Genomic DNA, 21066 nt, shown 5'->3' with positions numbered 1-21066 from the left:
CATTGAGCGATGGGTGAGATTCTCGTCCTCGTCGACCACGCCGACGGTGTGGTCCGCAAGCCGGCCCTGGAGCTGCTGACCCTGGCCCGCCGCATCGGCGAGCCCTCGGCGGTCGTCCTCGGTGCCGGTTCCGCCGCCGCCGACATCGCCGCGAAGGCGGGCGAGTTCGGCGCGGCCAAGGTGTACGTCGCCGACGGCGCCGAGTTCGCCGACCAGCTGGTCGTCCCCAAGGTGGACGCGCTGACCCAGATCGCCAAGGCCGCCGGCGCGGCTGCGGTGCTGGTCACCTCGTCCGGTGAGGGCAAGGAGGTGGCGGCCCGCGTGGCGCTGCGCCTCGAGTCCGGCATCATCACCGACGCCGTCGACCTGGAGGCCGGTGACGGCGGTCCGGTCGCGACCCAGTCGGTCTTCGCCGCCTCGTTCCAGGTGAAGTCCAAGGTGTCGCACGGCACCCCGGTCATCACCGTCAAGCCGAACTCCACCAGCCCCGAGGCCGCCCCGGCCGCCGGCGCGGTCGAGAACGTCGCCGTCGAGTTCACCGGCAAGGCGGCCAAGGTCGTCTCCCGCACCCCGCGCGTGTCCTCGGGCCGCCCGGAGCTGACCGAGGCCGCGATCGTGGTCTCCGGTGGCCGTGGTGTCGGTGCCGCCGAGGGCTTCGGCGTGGTCGAGGAGCTGGCCGACTCGCTCGGTGCCGCCGTCGGCGCCTCGCGTGCCGCCGTCGACGCCGGCTGGTACCCGCACACCAACCAGGTCGGCCAGACCGGCAAGCAGGTCTCGCCGCAGCTGTACGTCGCGGCGGGCATCTCCGGCGCGATCCAGCACCGTGCCGGTATGCAGACCTCGAAGACCATCGTCGCCATCAACAAGGACCCCGAGGCGCCGATCTTCGAGCTGGTCGACTACGGCGTGGTCGGTGACCTGTTCACCGTGCTGCCGCAGCTCACCGCCGAGGTGAAGGCCCGCAAGGGCTGAGCTCCGGCCGGTCGGACGGTTCGAAGGGCGTGGTTTCCGGGACACCGGGGCCGCGCCCTTCGGCGTTGCCGCGCCCTTCGGGGCTGCCGAGGCGTTGCCGAGGAACTGCCGGGGAGCCGCCCGGCAGCTGTCGGGAAGCGGTGCCGGGAGGTTGCCCGGTCGGTGCGGCAGGGCGCGGCGTAGAGTCCGGGACATGAGACTGCTGACGGCACTTGAGGGCGGATTCGGCGACGCTGCCGACGCGTTGGTGATCGACGGGCACGCGATGTCGCGCGAGCAGCTGCTGAACGCCGCGACGGCTCTGGCCGGCCGGGTGGCCGGTGCTCCGGCGCTGGCGGTACTCGCCCGGCCGACCGCCGAGACGGTCACCGCCGTGGTGGGCGGGCTGCTGGCGGGCGTGCCGGTGGTGCCGCTGCCGCCCGACTCGGGGCCCAAGGAGCGCGAGCACATCCTGCGGGACTCGGGCGCCGCGCTGCTGGCCGTCCGGCCGGGGGAGGAGGCCCGGGACGGGGTCGAGGCGCTGCCGGTCGAACTGACGGGGCGTGCGGCGCTCTCCGGGGGATCGCCGGGCGCCCCGGGAGGCGCTGGGGGCGCGTACCCGGAGCCTGCGCCGGAGCGTACGGCCTTCGTGCTCTACACCTCGGGTACCACTGGCGCGCCCAAGGGGGCGCTGATCCCGCGCTCCGCCGTCGCCGCGGACCTGGACGCGCTTGCCGCCGCCTGGCAGTGGACCGCCGAGGACACCCTGGTGCACGGTCTGCCGCTGTTCCACGTGCACGGACTGGTCCTCGGCGTCCTCGGTGCGCTGCGGACCGGGAGCAAGCTGGTGCACACCGGCCGTCCGACGCCCGGGGCGTACGCCGGGGCGCGCGGCAGCCTGTACTTCGGCGTGCCGACCGTCTGGTCGCGGGTGGCCGCGGACGAGTCCTCGGCGCAGGCACTGAGCGGCGCCCGGCTGCTGGTCTCGGGCAGCGCGCCGCTGCCGGTGCCGGTCTTCGAGCGGCTGGCGGCCCTCACCGGCCAGGCCCCGATCGAGCGGTACGGGATGACGGAGACGCTGATCACGGTGAGCACCAGGGCCGACGGCGAGCGCCGGCCGGGCAGCGTCGGCCTGCCGGTCGAGGGGGTGCGCACCCGGCTGGTCGGCGAGGACGGGGCGCCCGTCCCTCACGACGGAGAGACGGTCGGAGAGCTTCAGCTGTCCGGTCCGACGCTGTTCGCCGGCTACCTGAACCGGCCGGACGCCAACGCCGAGTCCTGGACGGCCGACGGCTGGTTCCGCACCGGGGACGTCGCCGTGATCGGGCCGGACGGCTTCCACCGGATCGTCGGCCGCGCCTCGGTCGACCTGATCAAGAGCGGCGGATACCGGATCGGCGCAGGTGAGGTCGAGTCGGCCCTGCGCGACCACCCAGCCGTGGCCGACGCCGCCGTGGTCGGCGTGCCCGACGCGGACCTGGGCCAGGCCGTCGTCGCCTATGTGATCGCCGAGGGCGAGGTGACGGGCGAACAGCTGACCGCCTTCGTCGCGGAGCGGCTCTCGGTGCACAAGCGGCCCCGCCGAGTGGTGCTGGTCGACGAGCTGCCGCGCAACGCGATGGGCAAGGTGCTCAAGAAGCAGCTGCTCGATCGGGCGTGAGTTCCGCTGCGCCGGCCGACGGGGCCGCCGGGCACATGAGCGGACCGGGACGGTCGGACCTGGATGATCGAACCGGGAACGGTCGGACTGCGCGCGCTCGGACCGGGACGACCGGACCGGTCGCCGCCCGCGCCCCTGCACTCCCGCGCGGCGGACCGCCGTGGCGGCACCGGCCGGACGGTGCGGCGGACATGTGCCGCACGGCCGGGAACTGACGGTGCTCCGGAGGCCCAGGCATGGCCGGGGCCCCGGCGCGGGTACCACCACGATTGGCGCGTGGCCAGGAGAGTACGGACCGCGCCGCCCGGTGCGGACGGTATCGGGCTGCGCCGAGGGCAGGGGACGCTGTGATCGTCTGGGTCAATGGCACATTCGGGGCGGGCAAGACGAGTGCCTGCCGCGAGCTGGTCGAGTTGCTGCCCGGGAGCGTGCTGTACGACCCGGAACTGGTCGGAGCCGGACTGCGCCGGATGCTGCCCGTGGACCGGATGGCCACGGTCGCCGACTACCAGGACCTGCCGTCCTGGCGACGCCTGGTGCCCGAGGTCGCGGCCGCCCTGCTGAGCGAGGTCGAGGGGCCGCTGGTGGTGCCGATGACCCTGCTCAGGGAGGACTACCGGGACGAGATATTCGGTGCGCTCGCCGCCCGCGGGCTGGCCGTGCACCACTTCGTCCTGGACCCTGAGGAAACGATCCTGCAGGAGTGGATCGCCCGACGGGAGGAGTGCCCCGGTGACCCCGAGGCGAGCGCCCGGGTCCGTACCTGGTGCCTGGAGCACCTCGCCCAGTACCGGAGCGCCAGACGCTGGCTCAGCCGCGACGCCCGGCTGATCGACTCCGGTGAGCTCACGCCGCGCCAGACCGCCGAACGGCTGGCCGAGCTGGTCAAGGACGGTGTCGCGCGCTGCCCCATCGTGCAGAGCGCCGACAGCACCGGGGACACCGTGGCAGCCGCGGTCCTGCTCTTCGACGAACAGGACCGGGTCCTGCTGGTCGACCCGGTCTACAAGCCCTCCTGGGAGTTCCCGGGCGGGGTCGTCGAACGCGGCGAGGCGCCCACGGACGCAGCGCTGCGGGAGACCGTCGAGGAACTGGGCCTGCGCCTGGAGGCGCCCGCGCTGCGCCTGCTCGCGGTCGACTGGGAGCCGCGCACCGGTCCGCGCCGGGGCGGGCTGCGGCTGGTCTACGACGGCGGACGCCTGGACGCCGAGGCCTGCAAGGCGCTGCGCCTCCCGCCCGAGGAGCTGCGCGGCTGGCGCTTCGTCACCCTGGACGAGGCCGCCGGTCTGCTCCCGGCCGGCCGCCTGCGCCGGCTCGCCGCCGCTCTGGACGCCCGCGAACGCGGTGAACTCCGCTATCTGGAGGCGGGACTCCCGGCTGCGGCGGGGGCGGCCGCCGCCGGGTGACGTCCCGCCCGTCGGCAGGGGCAGGGCAGCGACAGAACCGGGGGCGGGGAACCGCTTCGACGGGGAGCCGCGCGCCCGGCGCGGCACAGAGGTGGAGAGCGCTCCGCACGGCTCCCCGCGCTCACAGGGGCGTACGGCGGCCCGCCCCAGCGGAGGGGTACACGGCTCCCGGCGCCCGCGAGAGCGCACGGTTCGACGCTCGCGCTGGGGCCGTGGGGTCGTGCGTGGCCGGTCCTGTGCCGAAGATGGGTGTGTGCCGTTCACGCTGAGCCATCCCGCCGCCGTCCTGCCGCTGCTGCGCGGTGGGCGGGGCCGGGGGCCGTTGCCGGCCACCGGGCTGGTGGCCGGGGCGCTGGCGCCGGACGTGCCGTTCTACGCCGAGTCGCTGCTGCGTGGGACGTACCGCTTCGGGGAGCTCACGCACCGGTGGTGGGCGGTGCCGACGGTCGACGTGCTGGTCGCGGGCGGCCTGGCGGCCGGGTGGCACCGGCTGCTGCGGGAGCCGCTGGTGTCGCTGCTCCCCGGGACGTGGGCGGCGGCCGCTGAGACCGTCACCGCGGGAGGCGCCGACCGGGCGGTCGGCTGGTTCGCGGTGTCGGCGGGGATCGGCGCGGCGACGCACGTCGGGTGGGACGCCTGGACGCACGAGGGGCGGGCGGGTGTGCGGGCGTTCCCGGTGCTGACGCGGCGGGTCGCCGGGGTACCGCTGTACGACGTCCTGCAGTACGGCGGTTCGGTGCTGGCGCTGGCCGAGGTCGTCCGGTACACGGTCGCGTTGCTGGCCGCCGAGCGCGCCCGGGCGCAGGCACCTGGGCAGGGTGCACCGGGGCAGGGTCCACGCGGACAGGGTGCACCGGGGCAGGGGGCGCCGTCGGCCGTCCGTGGGGCCGGGGTCGCCGCTCTCGGTCTCGGCGCGGCCTTCGGCGTGGCGCACCGCCTCCTGCGCCGCCGGGGGCGGACCACGCTCGACGAGGCCTGCTTCGGCGCCGGTGCCGGACTCGTCGCCGCAGCCACGGGTCATGCGCTGGCGGTACGGCTGCTGGCCCGGCGCCGCGAGGGTTGCTGACCCGCCAAGTGGCGGAAGGCGGCGGGGAGTTCGGACACCTATAGTCATGTCATGGTCAACCGTTTGGGTGTGGAACGCAAAATCCTGGGCGAGATAGCCGACCTGTCGGCGGCCGGACTGCCGGTCGCGGAGCTGTTCCGCGAGCTGACCGGACTGCTCCGGAGCGGGCTCGGGTTCGACGGCGGCTGCTTCCACGGCGCGGATCCGGTCACGGGCTTCCTCACCTCGACGGTCTCCGAGGGGCTCGACGCGCGAGGGTTCGAGCAGGCCGCGTACCTGGAGTTCTGGAGTGCGGACAGCACCCGGTTCGTGGCGATCAGGGAGTCCGGGCTGCTGGCCCAGAGCGTGGTACGGGCCAATCACGGGCGGCCGGAGCGGAGCGTCCGCTACCGGGATTTGCTGGCGGAGCTGGGGTACGTGGATGAGTTACGCGTCAACTTCGATGTGCAGGGCGGTCGTTGGGGATCCGCTGCGTTCATGCGGGAGCGGGGCCAGGGGCCGTTCCGGGCTCGGGACGTCCAGCTGATGGCGCGGGCCGCCCGGTTGGTCGGCGCCGCGCTGCGGGACTCGCACCGTCCGGCGCAGGCCGGGGACGGCGTCGGGTGCGGCGACGGGGCGGAGTGGACGGCTCCGGCCGTGGTCATCCTGAGCGCCGGCGGCGGGCTGGTGTCGGCGGACCGGCAGGGGCAGGCGCTGCTCGCCGAACTGACCGGGGACGATCGGTTCGCCGGGGACGTGCCCAGTGGTCTGGCCGCCGTCGCGGAGCTGGCCAGGGCATCGGCCGTCGGCCGTCGGCAGGCGGGTGCACAGGCCAGGATCCTCACCCCGGGCGGGCGTTGGGTGATTCTGCACGCCTCCGCCCTGGAGGGCAGGGCCGACGGGCAGATCGCCATCGTGGCGACTCCCGCCTCGCCCGCCCAGAACCTTCCCGTCGCACTGATGGCGCACGGGCTGACCGCACGGGAGCAGGAGGTCGCGCTCGGGGCCGTGCGCGGTGACAGCACCAGGACGCTGGCGCGGCGGCTCTCACTCAGTGAGGCGACGGTCCAGGACCATCTGAAGAAGATCTTCGACAAGACCGGGGTGCGCAGCCGCCGAGCCCTCGTCGCGCTGCTGATGGCGAGTCATCTCGACACCGTGGATCTGCCGCCGGGCTGACGGTGCGGCCGTGGTGGCGTGGTGGTACGGCCATGGTGGCGTGGTGGTGCGGCCGTGGTGGTACGGCCGGCGCCCGCAGTCGGAAATCCCAGACTTCTGGGATGTCGGACGCCGATCCGGCGGTGACAGGATGCCGGTGGCTTCGAGCGCGGCGCATGCGAACCGACCGCCCGACAGCCGAGTTCCCGGCTTTCCCGTCTCTGGAGGAGAACTATGCCGTCGTTCGTCAAACGGCTGGTCATTGGCCTCGCGCTGGCCCTGGCCGCGCTGGTGGTGACCCCCGGAGCCGCCTCGGCGGATCCGGTGGCCACGGTTCTGTACAACCAGGCGTCCGACCGCTGTCCGACCGGGGGTCTGAACGACTGGTCCGACCTGACCCCCTGCGACGACGCCCACCACCCGGGCAAGTGGCTGTTCAAGCCGGTCGCCGGCTACCCGGGCTTCTTCACCATCAGTGCCGGGGCCGATCCGCGCTACTGCCTCACCGCCTTCGACGGCGGCGTCGGCAACTTCGGCTGCGGCACCGGCTCCACCTCCCAGCAGTGGGTCGTCACGCCCTTCCAGGCCGGGCCGACACCGCTCTGGGACCTGGTCGGGGTGCGACTGAAGAGCGTGTCGACCGGTCAGTGCATGGACAACACCAGGAAGAACTTCGGCGGTTGGAAGATCTACCTCTTCGGCTGCAACGACGGCGCCTACCAGGAGTGGAACATCGGCAAGCCGGCGTTCGCGGCCCTCGGGCTGGGCGGGCACCCGGGGATGACCTGGGCCAATCTCGAACAGCGCGGCGACAACGTGCACGTCGGCTACGACGCGGCGAGCAACCCCTACGGCGGTGACACCAGCGCCTCCGCGTCCCTCCCGCTGCTCTGCCTGAACCAGGACGGCCGTCCGGCGCCGGCCGGGATCCCGGCCGGCGGCTTCCACAGCTGGGCCCGCGGGCAGGTCAGGGCGACCGCGCCGGTCCAGGGCTCGCTGCTGAGCAGCCGGGCCCGGGCGGACGGGATCTGCGCGGGGAGCTTCGGCAGCGGTTGGCGGATGGCCGAGTTCCACGACGGCGAGGGCTGGTCCTTCTGGGCCGCGGGCAGCCTGCCGACCGGGGTCCGGTTCTGGACCGCGATCAACGACCAGCCGGCCAACCCCTGGAGCTGAGGCACGGGCGGTGACCCACCGGTCCCCGCAGACCGCACGGGGGGTCTGCGGGGACCGGTCGGGTCGGGTACGGCATCCGAGCAGGGCCGGTACGGAGGCGATCAGGGTGCCCCTCCGTACCGGCCCACTGCGCTGTCCGGCCCGCCGTGCCGGCTGGCCCACTGTGCTGTCCGGCCCGCCGTGCCGGCCGGGAGGCCGAGCCGGTCGGGGGTTACGAGGCCGAGCGGCCGGCGTAGTTGCGCAGGAACAGCGCCTCGGTGAGGGCCATCCGCTCCAGCTCCTGCGGGTCCACGCTCTCGTTGACGGCGTGGATCTGGGTGGTCGGGTCCTCGACGCCGATCAGGATGATCTCGGCCTGCGGGTAGAGGGTGCGCAACGTGTTGCAGAGCGGGATCGAGCCACCCTCGCCGGAGGCGACCATGTCGACGCCGAAGGCCTCGCGCATCGCCGAGCCCATCGCGTCGTACGCCGGTCCGGTGGTGTCGGCGCTGAACGCCTCACCACCGCTGATCCGGCTCACCGTGGCGCGGGCGCCGAACGGGACCGCGGCCTCCAGGTGGGCGACCAGGGCGTCCTGGGCCTCCTTCAGGTCCATGCTCGGCGGGATCCGCAGGCTGACGCTGGCCTTGGCGGTGGCCTGCACCGAGGAGGTCGCACCGACCACCGGGGGAGCGTCGATGCCCAGGACGGTCACCGAGGGGCGGGCCCAGAGCCGGTCCGCGACCGTGCCCGTGCCGGTCAGCGAGACGCCGTCCAGCACCTTGGCGTCGGAGCGGAACTGCTCCTCCGGGTACGCGACGCCGGTCCAGGTCTGGTCGGCCGCCAGCCCGGCCACCGCGACGTCGCCGTGCTCGTCGTGCAGCGTCGACAGGACCCGGATCAGCGCCTGCAGCGCGTCCGGAGCGGCGCCGCCGAAGGCGCCCGAGTGCAGGTTGCCTGGCAGCGTGTCGACGGCGATCTCGACCACCGTCATCCCGCGCAGCGAGGCGGTCACGGTGGGCAGGCCGGGGGCGAAGTTGCCGGTGTCGCCGATCACGATGACGTCGGCGGTGAGCAGCTCGGGGTGCTGCTCGGCGTAGCGCTCCAGACCGCCGGTGCCCTGCTCCTCCGAGCCCTCGACGATCACCTTCAGACCGACCGGGAAGCCGCCCTCCACCTCGCGCAGCGCGCGCAGGGCGGTCAGGTGCATCAGGATGTTGCCCTTGCAGTCGGCCGCGCCGCGCCCGTACCAGCGGCTGTCGCGCTCGGTCAGCTCGAACGCGGGGCTCTGCCAGGCGGTCTCGTCCAGCGGGGGCTGCACGTCGTAGTGCGAGTACAGCAGGACGGTCGGGGCGCCCGCCGGTCCCGGCAGCTCGGCGTAGACGGACTGGGTGCCGTCCGGGGTGTCGAGCAGCCGGATGCCCGTCAGGCCCTCGGCGGCGAAGGCGTCGGCGACCCAGCGGGCCGCCCGCTCGCACTCCTCCACCGGGAACTGGCGCGGGTCGGCGACCGAGCGGAAGGCCACCAGCTCGGTGAGGTCGGCCTTGGCGCGCGGCATCAGGGAACGGACGGCCGCTGCCAGGGGCTGCTGGGTCATCAACTTCTCCGAGGGGTTGTTCGGGGACGGTCTGTGGGGGTCCGTCGATCATAGGTCGGGCCGGGTGCAGCAGCTCACAGGCCCGGACCTGATGGATCGGCGGGTCCGGTGCGCACACTAGAATTGCTGCCCGTGACTGACTCCGGTAGCTCCCACGACCAGGACCGTATCGACACCCCCGCCGAGCCCGATCCGCTGGACGGTGTGTGGGACGTGGTGGTGGTCGGCGCAGGGCCGGCCGGGTCCTCCGCCGCGTACGCCGCAGCCGCGCAGGGCCGCCGGGTGCTGCTCCTCGACAAGGCCGAGCACCCGCGCTACAAGACCTGTGGCGGCGGCATCATCGGGCCGTCCAGGGACAGCCTCCCGCCGGACTTCAAGCTGCCGCTGCAGGACCGGATCCACGCCGTCACCTTCGCGCTGAGTGGCCGGTTCGCCCGGACCCGCCGCTCGAAGCGGATGCTGTTCGGCCTGGTCAACCGGGACGAGTTCGACCTGCGTCTGGTGCAGGCCGCCGAGCAGGCCGGGGCGGTGCTGGTCACCGGAGTGACCATCAGCGGCGTGGAGCAGGAGGAGGGGGCGCGCACGGCGTTCGTCACCACCACCGACGGCCGGCGCATCGAGGCCCGTGCGGTGGTCGGCGCGGACGGTAGCGCCAGCCGGATCGGCCGGCACGTCGGGGTCACCTTCGACCAGATCGACCTGGGCCTGGAGGCCGAGATCCCGGTGCCGGAGTCGGTCTCCGAGTACTGGGCCGGGAAGATCCACCTCGACTGGGGCCCGCTGCCCGGTTCGTACGGCTGGGTCTTCCCGAAGACCGACTCGGGCACGCTGACCGTCGGCGTCATCTCGGCGCGCGGCGACGGTGAGGGCACCAAGCAGTACCTGGCCGAGTACATCCGGCAGTTGGGCCTGGCCGGGTTCACCCCGAGCATCGAGTCCGGGCACCTGACCCGGTGCCGGGCCGAGGACTCGCCGCTCTCGCGCGGCCGGGTGCTGGTCGCGGGCGACGCGGCCGGGCTGCTGGAGCCGTGGACCCGCGAAGGCATCTCGTACGCGCTGCGTTCGGGCCGACTGGCGGGCGAGTGGGCGGTCAAGGTCGCCGAGGCGGACGGTACGACCGGCGTGCGGCGGCAGGCGCTCAACTACGCCTTCGCCATCAAGGCCGGTCTCGGGGTGGAGATGCGGGCCGGGAAGGTGATGCTGAACGCCTTCGAGCGGCGGCCGCACCTCTTCCACGCGGCGGTCTGCCTGATCAGCCCGGCCTGGCGGGCCTTCGCCAGGACCACCCAGGGGCACACCACGTTCGCCCAGGTGATGCGGGACCACCGCGCCGCGCGCAAGCTGGCCTCCTTCGCCGGACGCTGAGGGCGCCGGGCCGGTGTTCGCCGACCCGGGGGACGGGTGGGCCGGGAGCTTCGGGCCCCGGCCCACCGTCCGGCCTGCTTCAGGCCGTTGTCGAGTGCGGTGATCAGGGTGCCGTTCGGGCCGGTCGATCATGGTCCTGCCGGTCTGGTGCGGGGGTGCCGTACATGCGGGGGTGCCGTACAGGGGTGCCTCGGGGGAGCCTCCCGGGCACCGCAGGAGGACTGGGCCAGTGCGTCAACAGGTCCGGAAAACGGGGGAGTTGGGCCAACTGGCGCTGTCCGTCCTCCGTCGCCTGCCGCCTGCCGCCTGCCGCCTGCCGCCGTCGCGCCCGGCGCGGTCGGCGGCCGGTCCGGTCGGCTCGGCACCGAGCGGCTGCGCCTGGTCCCGGCCCGTGGTGAGGCCGGTGGTGAGGCCGGTGAGGTCCTTGGGGCCGTGCGGCGAGGACGGCGGGGCGCAGGTCGGCTGCCGCCGCACCTGGGCGCGGCGCTGACCAGCGGATTCGCCCGGGGCTCTGGTTCCGGGACGGGTGGTCGTGTCAGAGTCTCGTTCCGGGCGGCCGCATCCACCGGTCGTCCGTGAAGTCGCGTGCATCCGACAGCCGTCCGCGGCGTCCGGGGCACGCCGGAGTGAACTGCACGCCGTCCGACCACCCCTCAGCCGGAAAGCAGGCCCAGCCGCGATGACCCGCGAAGTACCGCTCGTCCGTATCACCACCGCCGATGCCGTCACCACCCTGGAGCTCGACTCCCCGCACAACCGCAACGCCCTCTCCACCCGGCTGATGGCCGAACTCTCCAAGGGACTCGCGGACGCGGCCGCCGACCCTGCGGTACGGGCGGTGGTGCTCGGCCACACCGGCAAGGTGTTCTGTGCGGGCGCGGACCTCTCCGAGGCGACCGGCGCCGACCCCACGGTGGGCCCGCGTGGCCTGGTGGACATCCAACGAGCCGTCATCGACTGCCCCAAGCCGGTGATCGCCGTGGTCAACGGCGCCGCTCGGGCCGGCGGCCTGGGACTGCTCGGCGCCGCCGACATCGCCATCGCCGGGCCGCTCTCCACCTTCGCCTTCACGGAGGTCCGGCTCGGGCTCGCGCCCGCCGTGATCTCCCTGCCGCTGCGCCCCAAGCTGGACCCGCGTGCCGCCTCCCGCTACTACCTGACGGGTGAGGTCTTCCACGCCGCCGAGGCCGCCCGGATCGGCCTGATCAGCGAGGCCGCGGAGGACCCCGAGGCGGCGCTCAAGGTCCTGCTGGACGCGATCCGGCTGGGATCGCCGCAGGGCCTGGCCGAGTCCAAGCGCCTCACCAACGCGGACGTGGTGGCCTCCTTCGAGCGGGACGCGGACGAGCGAGTCGCCCAGTCCGCGCGGCTGTTCGGCTCGCCGGAGGCGCAGGAGGGGATGCGGTCCTTCCTGGAGCGTCGCCCGGCCCGCTGGGCCGAGTAGTCCGCTCGCGGTCGGCCGTGCGCTGTCGGTCGCGTGGTTGCGTGGCGGCAGGCGACACCGTGACGTGGTGGCAGGCGACACCGTGACACAGTGGCCGTGTGCTGCTGGTGGCACGGGGGACGGTGCGAGAGACCGGGCAGTCCGTCGAGGGCTGCTCGCACGGTCCCCCGCGCGCTCGCGGAGCGCATGATCGGGTTCCCGGGGTCCGTACCGGGCCCGGGGCCGCCCGTGCAGGTCCGCGCGTCCCGGGGCGCCCGCACGGTCGGTCGGGACCCGGTTGTGATGTTGGTCCCTCCGCCGTCCTGACCTCGGCGTGCGCCCGCTAGCGTGGGGCGCATGTCGAATGCCCGTACGCTCCTGAACGCCGCCCGCTCCCGAGGCCGCCGCGCAGTCGGCCGGCTGGTGCACCGGGGCTGGAAGTGGGTGCAGGGCGTCGGCGCGGTCTCCAACGACAACCCGGGCCCGTACCGGTTCCGCGAACTGGGCGACGGCACGAAGCTGGCGTTCCCGCTCGGTGCCGTCTTCAACGAACAGTGGATCACCATCGGGCCGTTCTCCATCATCGGCGAACGCGTCACCATCTCGGCCGGGTTCCTCCCCGGGCTCGACCTCGGCCCCGACCCGATCGTCCGGCTCGGCGGCGGCTGTGTGATCGGACGGGGCAGCCACATCGTCGGCCACCAGTCGATCGTGCTCGGCGACGACGTGTGGACCGGCCCGTACGTCTACATCACCGACACCGCGCACTCGTACCACGACACCGAGCTGCCCATCGGCAAGCAGTGGCCGCGCAACGAGCCGGTCGAGATCGGCTCCGGCTCCTGGATCGGCACGGGAGCCGTGATCCTGCCCGGTGCGCGGATCGGTCGCAACGTGGTGGTCGCCGCCGGTTCCGTGGTCCGCGGCGAGATCCCCGACTGCAGTGTGGTCGCGGGTGCCCCGGCCAAGGTCGTCCGCAACTGGACCACCGACGACGGCTGGCAGCCGCCGCTGCGCCACGAGCCGCCCAACCCCATCCCCGAGGGCATCACCGCAGAGCAGCTCCGTGCCCTGGTCGGCTGGGACCTCCGCCTCCCCGGCGAACAGAACTGACAGTGAGGATGTTCATGAGCGTCTTCCGGCGGGGTCTGACCCAAGAACTGACTGACCTTGGGGTCTTCAACGGGATCTGTCGGCCCCGTCCGGGAGGCGTTCGTGAGCATCCACCGGTCCGGCTTGCGTGACTTCATAAGAGCCTGGCCAGAGGCCCCATCACTGTCCTGTCCGCTCGCCGGACCGGTGGCTGCCGCCCCACCCGGTTCATTGGAGAGGACGGCGATGTCCAGCATCGCAGAGCAGGCCCGCGAGATCACCGGCGGCGTCGACACCCGCAAGGACACCCACACAGCGGCCGCCGTCGACTCGGCCGGGCGCCTGCTGGGAGCCGAGCAGTTCGAGGCCACCGCGGCCGGCTACCGCCGGCTGCTGGCCTGGCTCCGCTCCTTCGGCGCTGTTGTGCTCGTCGGAGTGGAGGGCACCGGGGCCTACGGCGCCGGACTCGCCCGCTACCTGCGCGAGCAGGACGTGAGCGTGGTGGAGATCGACCGCCCAGATCGCAAGGCCCGCCGCTGGCAGGGCAAGTCCGACCCGGTCGACGCCGAGGCGGCCGCCCGCGCAGCCCTCGCCCAGCGCCGCACCGGCATACCCAAGCACCGCGATGGCCAGGTGGAGGCCCTGCGGAGCCTACGCGTCGCGCGGCGCAGCGCAGTGAGTCAACGCGCTGACGTCTCACGGCAGATGAAGACGCTGATCATCACGGCTCCGGAGGAACTGCGGGCGGCCGTGCGGAACATGGGCGACCGGCAGTTGATCGCCACATGCTCCGCCTGGCGGCCCAACGCCGAGCGTGCCGGAGAGCCGACCGTCGCCGCCCGCCTCGCGCTGCGGACCCTGGCCCGTCGCTACCAACGGCTCACCGAGGAGATCGACGAGCTGGACGGAATCATCGCCCCGCTGGTCGCTGAGATCGCCCCGGCCCTGCTTGCCCTGAACGGCGTCGGCGCGGACGTCGCCGGACAACTTCTGGTCACCGCCGGAGAGAACCCTGAGCGCCTGCGCTCGGAGGCCGCGTTCGCCATGCTCTGCGCCGTTGCACCACTGCCGGCCTCCTCCGGCCGCAACCACCGCCATCGCCTCAACAGAGGCGGCGACCGCGGTGCCAACGCAGCCCTCTACCGCATCGTCCTGTGCCGACTGCGCTGGGACGACCGCACCAAGCAGTACATGCAGCGCAGGACCAAGGAAGGCCTCTCGAAGAAGGAGATCATCCGCTGCCTCAAGCGGTTCATTGCCCGCGAGATTTACCAGCTCCTGACCACCACACGCAGCACTACCACCAAGCAGCTCACAACCGCTGCTTGACATCCATAAGAGCATCACCCGGTCCGGCCCGAACGGGCGGCCCGGCCTCGTCCCGCCCGGGCCGGACGGGGTGCCGCAGGCCCGGCTGACCGATCCGAGAGGTCGGCCGGGCGGAAACGTGGCGGACGCCGACGGCTGTCAGGCCGCGTGGCGGATCGTCACCACGGCCGTGACGCCGTCGACCCGCAGCAGATCCTCGCCCCCGTCCAGCAGAGCGGCGTCGTAGCGGCCGAGCCGGACGTCGGCGGAGCCGAGCTCGGCGGTCCCGGCGAGGCAGACCAGCAGGACGACGGCGGACGGCGGCACGCGCACCGCGCGCTGGAAGTCGGCGATCTCGACCTCGGCCGTGGCGCGCCCGCGCCGGGTCATCACGTTGAAGTCGACCACGGGCCCGTCGAGCAGCCGGCACCCGGTCTCCGCCTCGCCGGGAAAGGCGAACGGGCGGTACGGCTGCGCGATGCGGTGCTCGGTACCGGACACCGTCAGGGCCATTCCCGCACCCTCGACCACGGTGATGATCCGGTCCACGCCCTCGAAGCGGGAGAACGGTCCGCCCTGGGCGACGTCGGCGAGGCTCACCCGCCACACGAACTCGGTCAGCCCCGCGCCTGTCGGGAACCCGGCCACCTCACGGGTCACTCCGCCGCCGTTCAGCCACGGCGTCGCGGCCCGTCCGTCGGCTCGCATCACCTGGACCGTCATCGCCTGCTCCGTCCTTGCCGGTCGTGCTTCGTGCGCTGTCCTGATCGCTGTGCTGTTGGTGAGCCTCTCACAGCAGCGGGCCGGTGCCGCCCCCGCGGCCGGATCCGATCGGGCGGGACGCCCCGGGGACGTGGTGGGTCAGCGGGTGAACTCCCCTACCGCACAGGCGAATTCGGGCCGACTGATCTTCGGGGGCGAACGCGCGGCTGCCCGTGATCCGCAGCAGGCGGACGTCCGGTGGCGGTCCGGTGAACCGGCGGCCGTGCCTCGGCGGCATCACCCGGCCGTCCTCGCTCCACACGGTCGGCGCCGGACGGTCGAACCCGGACGACTGCAAACCGGGTGGCTGTACGCCGGTCGGCCATGTCTACGGCCGGACCCCGGAGGCGAGTTGAGTACCCCTACTCAGGTGCGCGCCGGGCCCGTGCCGGGAGGATGGCAGGCGCCACAGCACCATCGGCCCGAAGGAACGGACGCAGATGCTCAGCCGAATCGCCTCCACCCTGGCGCCCCTCCTCGGCAACCTGACGGTCACCATCGACGGTGACGGGCCACTCGCCCCCGGCAGCATCATCGCGGCCAACCACACCTCGCTCGCGGATCCGGCCGTCGTGCTGGCAGCCCTGCACGGCCTGGGAGTCGAACCGGTGGTCATGGCCACCGCCGGGCTCTGGCGGATCCCGCTGCTGGGCCGCGCACTCCGGAACGGCGGGCACATCCCCGTCCACCGCCGTACGCACCGGGCCGCCGCGGCCCTCGACGGCGCGGCGGCGGCCCTGGCGGCCGGACACCTGGTCCTCGTCTACGGCGAGGGAGGTCTGCCGCGGCGAAGGGACGCCGGCGACCTTGCTCCCGGCCCCTTCCGCAGCGGGCTCGCCAGGCTCGCCGAGGCGAGCGGTGCCCCCGTCGTCCCGCTCGGTCAGTGCGGCGCGCGGCGCCTGAGCTCCGGCAGCTCGTCCAAGCAGGTCGCAGGTCTGCTCACCGCTCCGCTCCGCCGCCCCGACCTGCATGTTCACGTCGGTGAGCCGGTGCACCTGACCGGCGACGTCGCCACCGCGACTGCCGCCGCCCACGCCGCCGTCACGGCCGCATGGCGCACCGCCGCCCGGCAGCTCGGCCGCGCGGCCGCCGCCGGCGGTTCCCCTCCGACGTGAACGGCCTGGTCGGCATGGCCGGCCGGACTGACCAGGCCGTATCGATCGGCGGCACCGGCGGCACCGGCGGCACCGGCGGCACCGGCGGCACCGGCGGCACCGGCGGCACCGGCGGCACCGGCCGCTACGGCTGGGCGAGCGGGACGCGTTCGCGGCTGCGTCGAGGGCGGACCGTGACCGCGAGCAGGCCGGCCACCGCCGAGGTGGCGGCGACGCTGGTGAGGGCGAGGGGGAGGGAGGTCGCATCGGCGAGGAACCCGATCACCGGTGGGCCGATCAGCATGCCCGCATAACCGAGGGTGGAGGCGGTGGCGACGCCCCTGGGGCCGCCGATGGCACCGGCCTGGGCGATGGCGAGCGGGAAGATGTTCGACAGGCCGAGCCCGACCAGGACGAACCCGACGAGCACCACGAGTACGGTCGGCGCCAGAGCGGCGATCAGCATCCCGGTGCAGGCGGTGAGGCCGCCGAAGAGCATCACCCGGGTCTGGCCGAGCCGGACGGAGAGCCAGGTGCCGCCGACCCGCCCGGCGGTCATCGCGAAGGCGTACGCGGCGAAGCCGGTCGCAGCCAGCCCGGCGCTCGCGTTGACGTCGTCGGTCAGGTGGAGGGTGGCCCAGTCGGCGAGTGCACCCTCTCCGTACGCGTCGCACAGCGCGGTCAGGCCGAGCAGCAGGACCAGTACTCGTGCGGCGCCTGCAGGGAGCGACGTCCGGGCCTTCGGTGCCGAGCCGACCCTGGAGTCGGATGCGGAGGATGCGGAGGATGCGGAGGGTGTGGAGGACGCGACGGGCGCATCGGACGTGACCGGCCGGGGAGCGGAGGGCGTCGCGCCGGCGGAGCCGCGCAGCAGGGCCGTCCCGGCGAGGGCGGTGACCAGCAGGCCGAGCAGACCGCTGAGGCCGAGCGCCCAGGCCGCGCTGAGCCGGCCGGCGAGCAGCCCGCCGACTGCGGCACCGACCAGGCCCCCGAGGCTGTAGCCGGCGTGGAAGCTGGGCATGACGGGGCGTCGGAGCTCGGCGACCAGGTCGACGGCAGCGCTGTTCATGCTGACGTTCGCCGCACCGTACGCCGCGCCGAAGAGGATCAGGACCAGGCCGAGCCCCAGCACCGAGTGCAGGTGCGCGGGCAGCAGAACGGAGAGGCTGAGTGCGACCAGCGAGCCGACGGTGGCCGGGCGGCTGCCGTGCCTGACGCAGAGTCGGCCGATCAGCGGCATGGTGGCGACCGCCCCGGCGGAGATGCAGAGCAGGGCGAGACCGAGAGCGCTGTGCGAGGCGCTGACCTGGGCCCGGATGTCGGGGATCCGCACGACCCAGGCAGCGAAGAGGAAACCGTCGATGGCGAAGAAGGCGGTGAGGGCGATCCGGGCGGCGGACCATGAGTGGTCGGGGGTGGCGCCGGATCGGCCGATCGGGGGGTTGTGGGCTTCTGAACGGGCGCGGGTTTTGTTTAGGAGCGGCACAAAGTCAGAATAGGGGAGTGCCGCACACACCAACAAGTCAGAATCCGGCCGGTGGATCCCAGGACCGCCCCGGTGAGGGCCGCCGAACCGCCGAGCGCGGGGCCGTCGCAGAGCGCAGGCTCACCGCCGAGCAGCTGGACGGTCCCGAGCACCGGCAGAGCCCCGAGGGGCCGGACGGCTCCGAGCGCCCGGACGGTCCCGGAGGACCGGATGCCCCTGGGCGCGGAGGCGGTCCCGAGCGCCGTACCGTGCTCGGCGCGCGGGCTGGTTCGCGCCCGCGCGTGGCAGCCGAGGTACGCCTGCCGGGGACGCCCGACGAGCCCCGGCAGGGGGCCGCGGACGCCCGCCGGAGCGCGCCGGACCGGGGCCGGACGCTGCTCGGACCGGCCCTGACCCTGATCCACACCGGCCGGGCGCCCACCCGGTCCGCGCTCACCAGCGCGCTGGACGTCACCCGGGCCACGGCCGGTGCCGTGAGCGGTGAACTGGAGGCACTCGGCCTGATCACGGTCGACTCCAGTCCGGCGGGTGGTGGGCGGGGCCGCCCCTCGCACCGGCTGGCCATCGACCCGGCGGGCCCGGTGGTGATCGCCGCGCAGATCCACGCGGACGGTCTGAGCGTCGCGCTGGCCGGGCTCGGCGGCCGCCTGGAGCCACCGGTCCACCTGCCCCTGCCCGCCGCGACCGACCCGGTGCGGCTGCTGCGCGCGGTCACCGCGGCCGGTGCCGAACTGGCCCGCGCGTCGAGCCGCCGCTGCCTGGGTGCGGCGCTCGCCCTGCCCAATCCGGTGACCGAGCCGGACGGTACCGCGCTGGCCGCGCTGCACTTCGCCTGGCCGAGCGGCACGCCCGTCGCGGACCTGTTCGCCGAGGAGATCCGCAAGGCCGACCTCGGTCCCGACGTCCGGCGTCCGTTCCCCAGTGCCGTGGCCAACGACGCCAACCTGGCCGCCCTCGCCGAGCACCGGCACGGCGCCGGCCGGGGCTCGCGGCACCTGCTGCTGGTCACCTCGGGCCACCGGGGTGTCGGCGGGGCCCTGGTCATCGACGGCCGGCTGCACACCGGAAGCGCCGGGCTGGCGTTGGAGGTGGGCCATCTGACGGTGGATCCGCAGGGCCGTCCGTGCCAGTGCGGCAACCGGGGCTGCCTCAACGCGGAGACCGATCCGGACGCCCTGTTCGCGGCCGTCGGCCGCACTCCCGACCCGGACCGTCCGCTCTTCGACCAGGCCCGCGAGCTGGCCCGCTCCGCTGTCGGCGACCCGGAGGCCCGCTCCGCCGTCGAACACATCGTGGACCGCCTCGGCCTGGGCCTCGCCGGGATGGTCAACATCCTCAACCCCGACCGCATCGTGCTCAGCGGACTGCACCGCGACCTCCTGGCGGCCGCTCCCGAACGGCTCGCCTCGGTGGTCGCGGAGCGCTGCCTCTGGGGTCGCAGCGGCCGGGTGCCGATCGTGCCCGCCGAGGTCGTCCACGCGGGACTCGTCGGCGCGGCCGAACTCGCCTGGGAGCCCTGCCTGCACGAGCCGCAGGCGGTGGTCACCGCCTGACACGGGCCTGGCACGGGCCTGACCGCGCCGTCCCGGGTCGGCTGCGGCACCCGGTGCGCCCGGTCGCACGCCTGCGACCGGGAGTTCGGCACGACACGGGGACGGTACCGGGTGGAGCCGGCGGGGCGATCGTGAGGACACCGGCCGGCGCCGGTGCGCCGGGTGCGGAAAGTCCGGGCGGCGCACCACGGACTGACGCCGTGACAGGGGCAGGGGCAGGGATCGGGGCAGGAGGGAATCAACCGGTCCGGAACGGTGTTGCCGACCGGCATGACGATCTCTGCAGAGGTGCTCCGCTACACCGCGTTCACCACCGACCCCAGCGGCGGCAACCCCGCGGGCGTGGTGCTCGACGCGACCGGGCTGGACGATGCCGCCCAGCTCGCGGTCGCCGCCGAACTCGGCTACTCCGAGACGGCGTTCCTCACGCCCGGGCCCGAACGCTCCTACACCGTGCGGTACTTCAGCCCCAAGGCCGAGGTGCCGTTCTGCGGACACGCCACCGTGGCCTCCGCCGTCGCGCTGGCCGAGCGGATCGGTCCCGGCCCGGTGGTCTTCGAGACCCGCGCGGGCACCGTCCCGGTCGACGTGGCGGCCGGCCCCGGCGGGGTCCTGGCGGCAACCCTGACCAGCGTCGAGCCGTACGTCGAGGAGGTCGCCGACGCGGACGTGGACGAAGCGCTCGCAGCCCTCGACTGGCGTCGCGAGGAACTGGACCCGACCCTGCCGCCCCGGATCGCCTACGCGGGGGCGCGCCACCTGGTGCTGACGGTCGCCACCCGGGCTCGACTCGCCGATCTCGCGTACGACTTCGAGCGGCTGGCCGCCTTCATGACCAGGCTCGACCTGATCACGCTCCAGCTCGTCTGGCGGGAGTCGGTCGACACCTTCCACGTGCGCGACCCGTTCCCCGTCGGCGGCGTGGTCGAGGACCCGGCCACCGGCGCCGCGGCCGCCGCCTTCGGCGCGTACCTGCGCGCGCTCGGCGGGCTGGAGTCCGAGGCAGCCGTGCTGACCCTGCACCAGGGCGACGACCTCGGCCGCCCCGGCCGCCTGCGCGTCGAGCTGCGGCCCGGCGACCCGAGGATCCGGGTCAGCGGCGCTGCGGTCCGCATCCCGTAGGGCAGCCCGACCGGCCGTGCGCTGTTCGACAGGAGCGCGGGGAACCGCGTGGGCGGGGCTCCACGGAGGCGCCCGGCCGGCCGTGCCGTCCGCTGCGCCCCGGGTGCAGTTGCCCGGCTGACGAGTTCGGGACGGCGGAGCGTCGGCAGGTGGTACGTCGGCAGGTGCGCGGCTGTCGGCGCACCGGCCCGCCGGGCGTCAGCCGAATTCCTGAGCCCGGTGGTGGCCCTGTGCGTGGCGGTCCGGTGCGGGCACCACCGGGCGGCGTGGCCGAGCGCCGCCGCGTTCTGCGCCGCGTGAGCTTCGGACTACGGCGCACCCTCCTCGGCCAGGCAGAGGATGTTGCCCTCACTGTCCCTGAACCAGGCGCACCGCAAGCCCTCCGCCGCCGCGACGCCGTCGACGGTCTTCAGCCCCGGCATGTCGTACTCCTCGAAGACGACCCCGCGCGACCGCAGATCGGCCATCTCGGCGTCCAGGTCGGCGACCGTCCAACTCGCCAGGGTGTGGGCGGCCTTGCCGCCGTTGGGCGTCCGGTAGACCGAGAACCGGGTGCCACCGCTCTCGAAGCGGACCTCCTCCTCCGACTCCACCGTCGGTTTCAGCCCCAGGGCGTCCCGGTAGAACGCCGTGGCGCGGGCGAGGTCAGCGGCCGGGATCACGGCGTGGATGGGGGCCTCGGTCAGCATCTCCACCACCTCCTGCCACCAGGCTAGGCAGCCTCCGTCCCGGACGGCACCCGGCGGCTTCGGCCCGACCGGCCGGCTCGACGGGACCGGCCGCCTCCACCGGCTCGGCCGGCCCGCCGGCTCCGGTGGACCGGCTGAGCCGCCGCTGCTCCCCGGGGAGCAGCGCGACCGCCGCTGCCGGCAGGACGCGTGGCGGCGCCTGC

General features: G+C 74.0%; 17 protein-coding genes. 13 read left to right on the top strand and 4 right to left on the bottom strand.

What is annotated here, in order from left to right; all coding sequences use genetic code 11:
• The first annotated feature begins 9 nt into the window (after positions 1 to 9).
• The 6 genes from ACFC1R_RS23070 (at position 10) to ACFC1R_RS23045 (ending at position 7393) form a co-directional block, all read left to right on the top strand.
• Positions 10 to 972, top strand: coding sequence for an electron transfer flavoprotein subunit alpha/FixB family protein (locus ACFC1R_RS23070; RefSeq protein WP_045305730.1), 963 nt, complete (start codon positions 10 to 12; stop codon positions 970 to 972).
• Positions 973 to 1165: 193 nt separating this feature from the next.
• Positions 1166 to 2611, top strand: a complete 1446-nt coding sequence (locus ACFC1R_RS23065; protein ID WP_375941447.1) for an acyl-CoA synthetase — start codon at positions 1166 to 1168, stop codon at positions 2609 to 2611.
• Positions 2612 to 2958: 347 nt separating this feature from the next.
• On the top strand, positions 2959 to 4017 hold the full coding sequence (locus tag ACFC1R_RS23060; RefSeq protein WP_375941445.1) for an NUDIX domain-containing protein: 1059 nt from the start codon (positions 2959 to 2961) through the stop codon (positions 4015 to 4017).
• 253 nt (positions 4018 to 4270) lie between these two features.
• Positions 4271 to 5083 carry a DUF4184 family protein gene (locus ACFC1R_RS23055; protein ID WP_375941443.1) on the top strand — a complete coding sequence of 271 codons (813 nt, stop codon included), beginning with the start codon at positions 4271 to 4273 and terminating at the stop codon, positions 5081 to 5083.
• Positions 5084 to 5134: 51 nt separating this feature from the next.
• Complete coding sequence (locus ACFC1R_RS23050) at positions 5135 to 6241, top strand: LuxR C-terminal-related transcriptional regulator (RefSeq protein WP_375941441.1); 1107 nt, start codon at positions 5135 to 5137, stop codon at positions 6239 to 6241.
• Positions 6242 to 6454: 213 nt separating this feature from the next.
• A complete protein-coding gene (locus ACFC1R_RS23045; protein WP_375941440.1) occupies positions 6455 to 7393 on the top strand; it encodes a hypothetical protein in 939 nt (312 codons plus the stop codon).
• Between the two features lie 211 nt (positions 7394 to 7604).
• On the opposite strand, the gene ACFC1R_RS23040 is transcribed toward ACFC1R_RS23045, so the two are convergent.
• Positions 7605 to 8969 carry a dipeptidase gene (locus tag ACFC1R_RS23040; protein ID WP_375941438.1) on the bottom strand — a complete coding sequence of 455 codons (1365 nt, stop codon included), beginning with the start codon at positions 8967 to 8969 and terminating at the stop codon, positions 7605 to 7607.
• A gap of 132 nt (positions 8970 to 9101) precedes the next feature.
• Between ACFC1R_RS23040 and ACFC1R_RS23035 the strand changes: the two genes are divergently transcribed.
• The 4 genes from ACFC1R_RS23035 (at position 9102) to ACFC1R_RS23020 (ending at position 14178) form a co-directional block, all read left to right on the top strand.
• Positions 9102 to 10334, top strand: a complete 1233-nt coding sequence (locus ACFC1R_RS23035; RefSeq protein WP_375941436.1) for a geranylgeranyl reductase family protein — start codon at positions 9102 to 9104, stop codon at positions 10332 to 10334.
• A gap of 679 nt (positions 10335 to 11013) precedes the next feature.
• The gene (locus ACFC1R_RS23030) at positions 11014 to 11778 is read left to right on the top strand and encodes an enoyl-CoA hydratase family protein (protein WP_375941434.1); all 765 of its coding nucleotides are present in this window, start codon (positions 11014 to 11016) and stop codon (positions 11776 to 11778) included.
• Between the two features lie 336 nt (positions 11779 to 12114).
• Positions 12115 to 12870, top strand: coding sequence for a DapH/DapD/GlmU-related protein (locus ACFC1R_RS23025; RefSeq protein ID WP_375941432.1), 756 nt, complete (start codon positions 12115 to 12117; stop codon positions 12868 to 12870).
• A gap of 225 nt (positions 12871 to 13095) precedes the next feature.
• Positions 13096 to 14178 carry an IS110 family transposase gene (locus ACFC1R_RS23020; protein ID WP_375941430.1) on the top strand — a complete coding sequence of 361 codons (1083 nt, stop codon included), beginning with the start codon at positions 13096 to 13098 and terminating at the stop codon, positions 14176 to 14178.
• A 138-nt stretch (positions 14179 to 14316) separates the two neighbouring features.
• Here the strand turns inward: ACFC1R_RS23020 and ACFC1R_RS23015 are convergent, their stop codons facing one another.
• Positions 14317 to 14880 carry a HutD family protein gene (locus ACFC1R_RS23015; protein ID WP_375941428.1) on the bottom strand — a complete coding sequence of 188 codons (564 nt, stop codon included), beginning with the start codon at positions 14878 to 14880 and terminating at the stop codon, positions 14317 to 14319.
• 479 nt (positions 14881 to 15359) lie between these two features.
• On the opposite strand from ACFC1R_RS23015, the gene ACFC1R_RS23010 reads away from it, so the two are divergent.
• Entirely contained in the window at positions 15360 to 16034 is a 675-nt protein-coding gene (locus ACFC1R_RS23010; RefSeq protein WP_375941427.1) for a lysophospholipid acyltransferase family protein, read from the top strand.
• Positions 16035 to 16158: 124 nt separating this feature from the next.
• Here ACFC1R_RS23010 and ACFC1R_RS23005 read toward each other — a convergent pair whose 3' ends face one another.
• Positions 16159 to 17499: an MFS transporter gene (locus tag ACFC1R_RS23005; RefSeq protein ID WP_375941425.1), complete on the bottom strand. Its 1341-nt coding sequence runs from the start codon at positions 17497 to 17499 to the stop codon at positions 16159 to 16161.
• A 299-nt stretch (positions 17500 to 17798) separates the two neighbouring features.
• Here ACFC1R_RS23005 and ACFC1R_RS23000 point away from each other — a divergent pair, with 299 nt between their 5' ends.
• A complete protein-coding gene (locus ACFC1R_RS23000; protein WP_375941464.1) occupies positions 17799 to 19052 on the top strand; it encodes an ROK family protein in 1254 nt (417 codons plus the stop codon).
• A gap of 270 nt (positions 19053 to 19322) precedes the next feature.
• Positions 19323 to 20174 (top strand): PhzF family phenazine biosynthesis protein, encoded by an 852-nt coding sequence (locus tag ACFC1R_RS22995; protein ID WP_375941423.1) that lies wholly within the window; start codon positions 19323 to 19325, stop codon positions 20172 to 20174.
• A 308-nt stretch (positions 20175 to 20482) separates the two neighbouring features.
• Here ACFC1R_RS22995 and ACFC1R_RS22990 read toward each other — a convergent pair whose 3' ends face one another.
• Complete coding sequence (locus tag ACFC1R_RS22990; RefSeq protein ID WP_375941421.1) at positions 20483 to 20863, bottom strand: VOC family protein; 381 nt, start codon at positions 20861 to 20863, stop codon at positions 20483 to 20485.
• Between the last annotated feature and the right edge of the window lie 203 nt (positions 20864 to 21066).

Source organism: Kitasatospora sp. NPDC056138 (assembly GCF_042264695.1).
Classification (GTDB): domain Bacteria; phylum Actinomycetota; class Actinomycetes; order Streptomycetales; family Streptomycetaceae; genus Kitasatospora.
Note: the sequence above shows the minus strand (reverse complement) of the source record. Positions and strands in the feature narration are given on the sequence as shown.

Coding starts and splice junctions, on each gene's coding strand:
- ACFC1R_RS23070 (WP_045305730.1), top strand. CDS start 10: ATGGGTGAGATTCTCGTCCTCGTCGACCACGCCGACGGTGTGGTCCGC.
- ACFC1R_RS23065 (WP_375941447.1), top strand. CDS start 1,166: ATGAGACTGCTGACGGCACTTGAGGGCGGATTCGGCGACGCTGCCGAC.
- ACFC1R_RS23050 (WP_375941441.1), top strand. CDS start 5,135: ATGGTCAACCGTTTGGGTGTGGAACGCAAAATCCTGGGCGAGATAGCC.
- ACFC1R_RS23045 (WP_375941440.1), top strand. CDS start 6,455: ATGCCGTCGTTCGTCAAACGGCTGGTCATTGGCCTCGCGCTGGCCCTG.
- ACFC1R_RS23040 (WP_375941438.1), bottom strand. CDS start 8,969: ATGACCCAGCAGCCCCTGGCAGCGGCCGTCCGTTCCCTGATGCCGCGC.
- ACFC1R_RS23030 (WP_375941434.1), top strand. CDS start 11,014: ATGACCCGCGAAGTACCGCTCGTCCGTATCACCACCGCCGATGCCGTC.
- ACFC1R_RS23025 (WP_375941432.1), top strand. CDS start 12,115: ATGTCGAATGCCCGTACGCTCCTGAACGCCGCCCGCTCCCGAGGCCGC.
- ACFC1R_RS23020 (WP_375941430.1), top strand. CDS start 13,096: ATGTCCAGCATCGCAGAGCAGGCCCGCGAGATCACCGGCGGCGTCGAC.
- ACFC1R_RS23015 (WP_375941428.1), bottom strand. CDS start 14,880: ATGACGGTCCAGGTGATGCGAGCCGACGGACGGGCCGCGACGCCGTGG.
- ACFC1R_RS23010 (WP_375941427.1), top strand. CDS start 15,360: ATGCTCAGCCGAATCGCCTCCACCCTGGCGCCCCTCCTCGGCAACCTG.
- ACFC1R_RS22995 (WP_375941423.1), top strand. CDS start 19,323: ATGACGATCTCTGCAGAGGTGCTCCGCTACACCGCGTTCACCACCGAC.
- ACFC1R_RS22990 (WP_375941421.1), bottom strand. CDS start 20,863: ATGCTGACCGAGGCCCCCATCCACGCCGTGATCCCGGCCGCTGACCTC.